The 7,671-nt window shown below is 74.6% G+C and carries 6 protein-coding genes; 1 reads left to right on the top strand and 5 read right to left on the bottom strand.

The window, feature by feature from the left end; genetic code table 11:
* Positions 1 to 58: 58 nt before the first annotated feature.
* Genes ACFVVU_RS37005 through ACFVVU_RS37025 form a run of 5 tightly spaced genes read right to left on the bottom strand, consistent with a single transcriptional unit; the run spans position 59 to position 6,850 of the window.
* The gene (locus ACFVVU_RS37005) at positions 59 to 835 is read right to left on the bottom strand and encodes an SDR family NAD(P)-dependent oxidoreductase (RefSeq protein ID WP_380686066.1); all 777 of its coding nucleotides are present in this window, start codon (positions 833 to 835) and stop codon (positions 59 to 61) included.
* Entirely contained in the window at positions 832 to 1,935 is a 1,104-nt protein-coding gene (locus ACFVVU_RS37010; RefSeq protein ID WP_387794182.1) for an ATP-NAD kinase family protein, read from the bottom strand. Before ACFVVU_RS37010 ends, ACFVVU_RS37005 begins: the two co-directional genes overlap by 4 nt.
* The gene (gcvPB, locus tag ACFVVU_RS37015; protein ID WP_380686070.1) at positions 1,932 to 3,506 is read right to left on the bottom strand and encodes an aminomethyl-transferring glycine dehydrogenase subunit GcvPB; all 1,575 of its coding nucleotides are present in this window, start codon (positions 3,504 to 3,506) and stop codon (positions 1,932 to 1,934) included. Before gcvPB ends, ACFVVU_RS37010 begins: the two co-directional genes overlap by 4 nt.
* Positions 3,503 to 4,852: an aminomethyl-transferring glycine dehydrogenase subunit GcvPA gene (gcvPA, locus tag ACFVVU_RS37020; protein WP_387794183.1), complete on the bottom strand. Its 1,350-nt coding sequence runs from the start codon at positions 4,850 to 4,852 to the stop codon at positions 3,503 to 3,505. Before gcvPA ends, gcvPB begins: the two co-directional genes overlap by 4 nt.
* A 9-nt stretch (positions 4,853 to 4,861) precedes the next feature.
* A complete protein-coding gene (locus tag ACFVVU_RS37025; protein WP_387794184.1) occupies positions 4,862 to 6,850 on the bottom strand; it encodes a beta-galactosidase in 1,989 nt (662 codons plus the stop codon).
* A 129-nt stretch (positions 6,851 to 6,979) separates the two neighbouring features.
* Here ACFVVU_RS37025 and ACFVVU_RS37030 point away from each other — a divergent pair, with 129 nt between their 5' ends.
* Positions 6,980 to 7,624 carry a GntR family transcriptional regulator gene (locus ACFVVU_RS37030; RefSeq protein ID WP_380686076.1) on the top strand — a complete coding sequence of 215 codons (645 nt, stop codon included), beginning with the start codon at positions 6,980 to 6,982 and terminating at the stop codon, positions 7,622 to 7,624.
* Positions 7,625 to 7,671: the final 47 nt, after the last annotated feature.

The raw sequence follows: 7,671 nt of genomic DNA on the forward strand, positions 1-7,671 counted from the left end.
CGGGTGCCTCCTGGGCTTTGGTGCGGGGACGGGGGTGGGGGGACGACGGGTGCGCGGGTCAGGCGAGGCCGCCGCCGTCGACGACGAGGGCGGAGCCGGTCATGTAGCTGCTGGCGTCACCGGCCAGGAACAGCACGGCGGCGGCGATCTCCTCGGGCGAGCCGGCCCGGCCCATCGGCCGGTCGGCGGCGTCCTTCTCGAAGACCGCCCATTCCTCCCGGAGCTGGCGCGCCTCGTCGCGGAGCATCGGCGTCATGGTGTCGCCCGGGTTGACCGAGTTGACCCGGATGCCCGCGGCGGCGTGGTCGATCGCCAGGGCCCGGGTCATGTTGACGACCGCGGCCTTGGAGGCGCAGTAGGAGAGCGCGTTGCCACCGCCCTTCAACCCCCAGCCGGAGCCGGTGTTGATGATCGAGCCGCCCCGCGTCATCGCCGGGACGGCGAAGCGGCACATCAGGTAGACCGAGCGGACGTTGACGGCCATCACCCGGTCCCAGTCCTCGGCGGAGATCTCCAGCGCCGTCTGACGGCGGATGATGCCGGCGTTGTTGAACAGGACGTGCAGGGCGCCGTAGGTCTCGACGGCGATGGTGACGATCCGTTCGCAGTCGGTCTCCGAGGAGACGTCGGCGCGCACCGCGACCGCCCGGCCGCCGGCCGCCTCGATCTCGCGGACGACCTCGCCCGCGTCCGCGAGGTCGGCGACCACCACCGCCGCGCCCTCGGCGGCGAACAGCCGGGCGGTGGCCCGGCCGATGCCGGAGGCGCCGCCGGTGACGACGGCGACCTTGTCGCGCAGGGTGGTACCGGAGGTGGTGCCGTTGGTGCTGTTCATGGGAGCTCCTCACTTGCCGACTGGATGCGGTACAGCACGGATTCACGGTGTCCGGTGACCACCCGGACGTGGCCGGCGAGCGCGGCGTCGGCCACCGGGTCGCCGCTGTCCACCAGCAGCGGCCGCCCGCCGAGCGCGGCGAGCTTCTGCTGGGTGGCGAGCACGGTGACCCCGGCGAGCGCGTCCAGCACCCGGGGGCTGAACTGCTGGTTGCCGCGCCCGATCACGAAGCCCTGGCCGCCGATCACCGACAGCACGCCGTGCGTCACCTGTGACATGGCAAGGGTGAGCAGCCGCTGCTCCGTGACGTCCCGGGCGAGCACGGCGCCGTCCCGCACGACGTCCACACCCAGCGGCGTCAGCTCCAGGCCGAGCGCCCGCCCGACGGCCAGGGTGGTCGCGCCGGGCCCGAGCGCGTACGCGGTGCCGGGCCGCATGGCCGCCACCACCGCCCGGGCGATGGACTCCGCCGAGCCCGGCGGCGCCGCCGAGGAGCCGGTCTTGCGCCCGCTCAGCCGCACCCGCCCGGCCGGCACCCGCACGGTCCCGTACAGCCGGACGCCGAGGCCGCCCGCGCGGTGCGCCTCCTCGTCGAGGTCGACGACCTCCGCCTCGACGGTCCGCCCGTCGAAGGCGGCGGCGCCCGCGCCCGCCGCGGCCGGGCTCACCGCGAAGCAGCCCGAGTAGACCTTCACCCCGGCCGGCACACCGAGCACCGGCGGGCGCGGCCCGGCGTCCAGGACGTCGCGCGCCGTGCCGTCACCGCCCGCGAACAGCAGCAGGTCCACCACGCCGAGCGCCGCGACCGCCGCCCGGGTGTCGGCCGCGCCCGTGTCCGATGCTGGCGGCCGGTGGGCGAGTTGGTACCGGACGCCCGCCGCGAGCGCGCTCTCCTCCCCCATCGGCCCGGCCACGGTGCGCACCAGGACCTCCGGGCGGCGGGCGCGCAGGGCGCGCAGCGCCGCGGCGGCGCGCGCCCTGGCCCGCGGGACGGCGCCCAGCGCGAGCGCCCTGGCCTGGACCTCCGGGCCGTCGCTGCCCTTGAGGGCGACGGCGCCGCCGAGGCCCGCGACCGGGTTCACGATCAGGCCGACGATCATCCGGGCCGCTTCGCGCCGTGCTTGCGCAGGTACGCGCGCCAGCTGGGCGCCCACTGCGCCGGGTCGTCCAGCGTCGCCGGGTCGATCCGGTGCACGGTCTGCCGGTAGGGTGCGCCGCGGACGGACTCCGGGTCCTTGCGGGCCTCGTCGGCGACGTGGGCGAGGATCGCCGCGTACTCGTCGAGGTCCTCCCGGGAGTAGGACTCGGTCGGCTCCAGGGTGAACGGCTCGGGCACCACGTAGGGGTGGTGGCTGGTCCAGTAGTGCACGCCGAAGTCCGCCGCCCGGACGCCGATCTCCTCCGAGTGCACGCCGGTCTCCTCGGTGAGCCGCTGCCAGGAGTAGCGGACCTGCTCGACCCGGCGGCGTTCGGCCCACGGCACGGAGGCGCCGGGGATCCGGGCGACCTTGGCCAGCAGGTAGTTGTTGTTGAGCACGGCCGTCTCGGCGACCTCGCGCAGGCCCTCGGCGCCGAGCGCCATCACCCAGGCGTAGGCGCGCACCACGTTGGGCGTGACGCCGAGGAAGGGCCGGATCTTGCCGACCGAGCGCTCCGGGGCGGTGAGCGTGAAGGACTCGCCCGCCCGGTCGACCACCGGCCCGGGCAGGAACGGCACCAGCGCCTCGGAGACGCCGCACGCCCCGGCCGCCGGTCCGCCGCAGGCGTGCGGGGTGGAGAAGGTCTTGTGCAGGTTGAAGTGGCACAGGTCGAAGCCCGCGTCCCGGGCCCGGGTGATGCCCAGGATGCCGTTGGCGTTGGCCTGGTCGTAGCAGGCCAGGCCGCCCGCCGCGTGCACCAGGTCGACGAACGCGCGGATCCGCGGGTTGAAGATCCCGGTGTCCTCCGGGTTGGTGATCAGCAGCGCGGCCGTGCGCGGGCCGACGGCCGCGCGCAGCGCCTCGATGTCGGGGTTGCCCTCGGCGTCCGGCATGAGGGTGATCACCTCGTAGCCGGCGACCTTGGCGCAGGCCGCGTTGGAGGGGTGGGAGAACATCGTGGTGATCACCTGGTCGCGCCGCTCCCCCTCGCCGCGGGCGGCGTGGTAGGCGCGGATCATCGCGATGTTGGCGTAGATCGCGGCGGAGCCGGCGCCGGGCTGCAACGAGACCCGGGCCATGCCGGAGATCTCCTTGAGGATCTGCTCCAGCCGCCAGTAGATCTCCAGCACGCCCTGCACGGTGGACTCGGGCTGCAGCGGGTGCAGGGCGGCCACGCGCGGGTCGCGGGCGAAGGAGTCGTTGACCTTGGGGCTGTACTTCATGGTGCAGGTGCCCTGGCCGACGTCGATGTTGAGGTCGGCGCCGAGGGTCTCCTGGGAGAGCCGCAGGTAGTGCCGGACCACCTGGTTCTGGGAGAGCTCGGGCAGCGCGGGCGGGGTGCGGCGGGCGACGCCCTCGGGCAGCTCGACGAGGGGCGCGTCCGGGGCGGGCACGCCCACGCCGCGCCGGCCGGGGCGGGACAGCTCGAAGACGATCTCCTCGTCCCAGCGGGCCTGGTGGAAGCGGCGCAGGCCGGGCTTGGGCGCCACCGGCAGGGCGGCGAAGGGTTCGGGTGCGTCGTGCGTGCTCACTCGGTGCCTCCGGGAGCGGTGAGGGCCTTCGCGACGGCGGCCGCGAGGGTGTCGATGTCGGCGACGGAGTGCTGTTCGGTGACGCAGACCAGGACCTCGCGCGGCCCCAGCGGCACCCCGCCGAGGATGCCGCGCCCGCGCAGGGCGGCGAGCAGCGCCCAGGCGTCCGGCACCTCGATGGCGAACTCCCGGAAGTGCAGGGCCTCCTGGTGGCGCACCACGGCCCCGGCGGCGGCCAGCGCGCGCATCGCGTACCGGGTGCGGGCGAGGATCGTCTCGCCGATCTCGCGCATGCCCTGCGGGCCCATCAGCGCCAGGTAGACGCCCGCGGTGATGCCCCACAGGGCGGCGGCGGTGCCCACCCACTCCTTGCCCTCCTCGCGCAGCGCGAAGGAGGTGCGGTCGTAGGCGACGTCGCCGAAGCCGTACTCGCCGGGGACCTCGGTCGGGGCGATGCCGAACAGCCGGGACGGGAACTCGGCGACCATCCGCTCGTCGTCGTGGCTCGCGATGAACCCGGCCTGGCCGCCGCCGTACTGGGGGTGCATGCCGAGCGACTGGATGTCCCCGCAGACCAGGTCGGCGCCCCAGGAGGCGGGCGGGGCGAGCACGCCGAGCGTGATCGGGTCGGTGCCGACCACCAGCAGGGCGCCGACGCCGTGCGCCAGGTCGGCGAGTTCGCGCCCGCGGGTCTCGACGACGCCGTGCACGGTGGGCGTCTCCAGGTAGAGGGCGGCGAAGCTGTCGTCCAGCCGCACCTCGCCCGTCTCCCCGGAGTCGGCCACCGGGGCGAGCAGCACCTCGACGTCCGGGGCGAGGTAGTCGCGGATCTTGGCGAGCTTGTCGGCCGCGATCGCCGCGCCGACCATCACCCTGGACCGGCCGGTGCGGCGAGCGGCCATCCGCAGGGCGGTGCCGGCGGCCTGGTAGCCGTCGTAGGTGGGCACGTTGACGACGTCCATCTCCAGCAGTTCGGCCATCATCGAGACGTACTCGAAGAGCGCCTGGAAGCGGCCGTGGTCCTCGTAGGGCTCGCCCGCGTAGGCGGTGAGGAACTCGCCGCGGCCGTTGACCTCGTCGCAGACGGCGGGAACGTAGTGCGGGTAGCAGCCGTGGCCGAGGAAGCTCAGCAGCGCGGCCGGGTCGGTGTTGCGCGCCAGCAGGCCGCGCACGTGCCGGGTCAGGCCCTGCTCGTCGGCGAACGGCTCGGGAAGGTCGAGCGGACGGTCCAGGCGCAGGTCGGCGGGGATGTCGCGGTAGAACTCCGCGACGTCGGGGGCGCCGGTCTCGGCGAGCATCGCCGCCCGCGTCTCGGGCCCCGCGTTGGGGATGTAGGGGTGGGACACGCACACTCCTCAGGGCGTCGGTCGGGGTTCCAGGACCACGGCGTCGCGCGGTCCGACGGTCACCGGGCCGCCGGGCAGCGGACGGCCGGTCAGCAGGTCGGTGAAGCCGGTCTCCACGGGAAGCGGGACCGTGGCGGGCCCGGCGCCGTGGTTGAGCAGGAAGAGGTAGGGGCCGCGGCGGCAGGCCTCGACGCCGGCGGGCAGGCCCGGCCCGGTGACGCCGGTGATCCCGGCGTCGGTCAGCAGCCCGTCCAGCAGCGGGGCCGGGTCCTCGGGCAGGCAGCCGAGATAGGTGGCGGTGCCGCGCCGGGTGACGGCCGGGCGCCCGTCCAGCGGGCCGCCCCGGTAGCGGGCCAGGACCTCGGTGGCCTCCGAGGTGTCCAGCCACTCGGTCCAGGTGCGGGCGGTCAGCGCGGTCCCGTCCGCCGTGACGACCTCCTGGGTGACGCCGTCGGGCAGCGGGCGCCACTCCTCGACGCGCACCCCGAGCAGGTCGCGCAGCGGTCCGGGCGCGCCGCCCTCGTGCACCCGGTCGGCAGCGTCGACCACCCCGCTGAACGGGCCGACCACCAGCCGCCCGGGGAAGCCGGCCAGCGCGGCGGCGTGCTCGGCGGTGCAGAGATAGAGGTTGGGGGCGATCACCAGCCGGTAGCCCGCGAGGTCGCGCCCCGGCGGGGCCAGGTCGACGGCGATGCCCCGGGCGTGCAGCGGCGTGTACCAGGAGAGCAGCAGCTCGTGCAGCCGCAGCCGGTCGGAGGGCATCGACTCGGGCGCCTCCAGGCCCCACCAGCTGTCCCAGTCGAGCAGCAGCGCGACCTCCGCCCGGGTGCCGGTGCCGGCCACCCCGGCGAGCCGCCGGACGTCCGCGCCGAGGGCGAGCGTCTCGCGCCATTGCCGGGTGGCGGTGCCGCCGTGCGGGAGCATCGCCGAGTGGAACTTCTCCGGGCCGTACCTGGCCTGGCGCCACTGGAAGAACATCACGCCGTCCGAGCCGTGGGCGAGCGCCTGCAGGCTGTGCAGGCGCATCACGCCCGGGTCCTTGGGGACGTTGACCGGGCGCCAGCTGACGGCGCTCGGCGCGGACTCCAGGAGCAGCCAGGGCTGCCGCTTCAGCGAGCGCATCAGGTCGTAGCCGAGCGCGGCCTTCACCGCGGCGCGCGGGTCGGCCGGGTCCGGGTAGGCGTCGTCGGTGACGACGTCCTCGGCGGCGGCCCACGTCCAGTAGTCCAGGTCGCGCAGCACGCTCATGAAGTTGGTGGTCACCGGGATGTCCGGGGTGACCTCCTTGAGGACGGCGCGCTCGGCCTCGAAGCAGGCGAGCAGCGCGTCACTGGAGAACCGCCGCCAGTCCAGCAGCTGGGCCGGGTTGACCGGGCCCGGGGCCTTGCGGGGCGGCTCGACCTGCGTCCAGTCGGTGTAGTGCTGGCCCCAGCAGGACGTCCCCCAGGCGGCGTTGAGGCCGTCCAGGGAGCGGTGGCGGCCCTGGAGCCAGCGGCGGAAGTCCCGGGCGGACTCCGCGCAGAAGCATTCGGCGGTGTGGTCGGCGTACTCGTTGCTGATGTGCCACATCGCCAGCGCCGGGTGCTCGCGGTAGCGCTCGGCCATCGCCCGGGCGAGGCGGACGGTGGCGGCGCGGAACACCGGTGAGGAGGGGCAGTAGCCCTGGCGCGAGCCGAACTCCAGCCTGGTGCCGGCGGCATCGACCGGCTGGATCTCCGGGTGGGCGCGGACCAGCCAGGGCGGCGGGGTGGCGGTCGCGGTGGCGAGGTCGACGGCGATGCCGTGGGCGTGGAGCAGGTCGAGCACCCGGTCGAGCCAGCCGAACTCGTAACTGCCGGGCCGGGGTTCGAGCCGGGACCAGGAGAAGACCGCGACCGTGACCAGGTTGACGCCGGCCTCGGCCATCAGCCGGACGTCCTCCCGCCACACCTCCTCGGGCCACTGCTCGGGGTTGTAGTCACCGCCGAACAGCAGACCCGGTAACCGTGTCAGGCCCATGCCATGCCCCTTTCCCGGGGTCGGCCACCCCGTCTTCGCCTCGTCCCGCATTTTGTATTCAAAATGCATAGTGCAGTACACTGGAGGGGGTCAAGAGGTGTGCCTCAATCCGGAAGTCAGGGGGACGCGATGGCGATCGAGCGCCGTCCGCTGCGCGAGCAGATCCGCGACGAGCTGATGGACCGCCTCACCCGCGGCGAGTTCGCGGCCGGAACCGACGTCAACGAGGCCGTCCTGGCCGCCGAACTCGGCGTCAGCCGCACCCCGCTGCGGGAGGCCCTGATCGCGCTGGCGGGCGAGGGCGTGCTGGAGAGCAGCCAGGGCCGGGGCTTCCGTTTCGCGCCGGTCAGCCGCAAGGAGTTCCGCGAACTGGTCGCCATCGTCGCGGCCCTGGAGGCGCTGGCGCTGGAGTCCTCCGACCCGGAGCACCTGCGGACCATCGCGCCCCGGCTGCTGGACCTCGCCCAGGGCTTCCCCGACCAGGTGGCCGCGCACTCGACCGTCGACCGGCGCGACGACGAGTGGCACGGCCTGCTGCTCAGCGGCTGCGCCAACGAACGGCTGCTGGACCTGCTCACCCGGGTCAAGGCCGGGATGCGGCGCTACGAGAACCTGGTCGTCGCCGAGGACGAGCCGGTGGCCCGTGAGTCGGAGGAGCACTGCGAGATCGCCCGCCGGCTCCTGGCGGACGACCTGCCGGGCGCCATCACGGCGCTGCGGGCCAACTGGATCGGCGGCATGGAGCGGATGCTCGCGCACCTGCCGGCGGACTGACCCGCCACGCGGCGGCGCCCGCCACCCGGGGTGCGGGTGGCGGGCGC

Source organism: Kitasatospora sp. NPDC057965, assembly GCF_042887135.1.
In the GTDB taxonomy this organism is placed as follows: Bacteria; Actinomycetota; Actinomycetes; order Streptomycetales; family Streptomycetaceae; genus Kitasatospora.

Excerpts from the sequence above, each read along its gene's own strand:
- ACFVVU_RS37010 (WP_387794182.1), bottom strand. The coding sequence starts at position 1,935 with ATGATCGTCGGCCTGATCGTGAACCCGGTCGCGGGCCTCGGCGGCGCC.
- ACFVVU_RS37030 (WP_380686076.1), top strand. The coding sequence starts at position 6,980 with ATGGCGATCGAGCGCCGTCCGCTGCGCGAGCAGATCCGCGACGAGCTG.
- ACFVVU_RS37025 (WP_387794184.1), bottom strand. The coding sequence starts at position 6,850 with ATGGGCCTGACACGGTTACCGGGTCTGCTGTTCGGCGGTGACTACAAC.
- ACFVVU_RS37005 (WP_380686066.1), bottom strand. The coding sequence starts at position 835 with ATGAACAGCACCAACGGCACCACCTCCGGTACCACCCTGCGCGACAAG.